The organism is Sphingomonas endophytica (assembly GCF_001476895.1).
GTDB lineage: Bacteria > Pseudomonadota > Alphaproteobacteria > Sphingomonadales > Sphingomonadaceae > Sphingomonas > Sphingomonas endophytica_A.
In genome coordinates this window covers 1-814 of sequence record NZ_LDTB01000175.1, presented here as the reverse complement: position 1 = coordinate 814, position 814 = coordinate 1, and the positions used below count along the sequence as shown (strand labels likewise).

Genomic DNA, 814 nt, shown 5'->3' with positions numbered 1-814 from the left:
CACCAGGAGCACGAACTGCTACGCCACCATCACCGCGCTATTGGCCGCTACCTCCGCCCAAGCCAGTCCGTGCGCTCCTTCAATCGCGCGCGTTCAGGCACAGATCGACGCCGCCATCGAAAGACAAGCAGGAACCGATGGATGGAAGTCGGAAAGCCTCGACGCACTGCGCGGTTATCAGCCGACGCCGCGATCGCTGGCGGCCACCGAAGGCAGCCATCGGCGGGGCTTCGAACAGGCGCTCGATGCATTGGCTCAGGCTCGCGCCGCCAGCGACGCCGGGGACTCCGCTGGCTGCCATCGGGCGCTCACCAATGCGCGCGCCGCGCTGCGCCCGTAGTCGAAACGTCGTTGCAGTATCCTGGTCAGGCGTGGAGAAGCGTGATGGCACCGTGACTTGGCGCCGATGATCATCAGCGAATGCCACAACACGCTCCGGAGTTCGTTCATGCAGAAGCTGAAGGCTGATTGGGCACGGGTCAGGACTGACACCAAGATCGCGATGAAGAAGGATTGAAAACAAAATCTGAGCAGCGGCGTCCCGCGGCGACGTTGCACGATCGCTTAGCGGGCGACGGATCCAGCAAGCGTGTAAGACTCTCATGAATGAAAGGAAATAACGATGGATCGGATCATGACGATTTGCGGGGCTATCTTTGTCGTAATCTTGACAACGGCGGCGCCAGCTTACTCTCGCGGCGGTGGCCATGGTGGCGGCGGAGGCTTTCATGGTGGTGGCGCGCATTTCGGCGGCACCGGACGCTTTCGAGCCTCTTCAGCAGGAAATCGTGCCGCTGGCACTCTTCACAGATCA

At 61.5% G+C, this 814-nt stretch carries 1 protein-coding gene; it reads left to right on the top strand.

Going from position 1 to position 814, the window contains the following annotated elements; translation table 11 throughout:
- On the top strand, window positions 1–340 hold a 340-nt coding region (locus NS334_RS18900), incomplete at its 5' end, for a hypothetical protein (protein WP_206542701.1).
- Window positions 341–814: the final 474 nt, after the last annotated feature.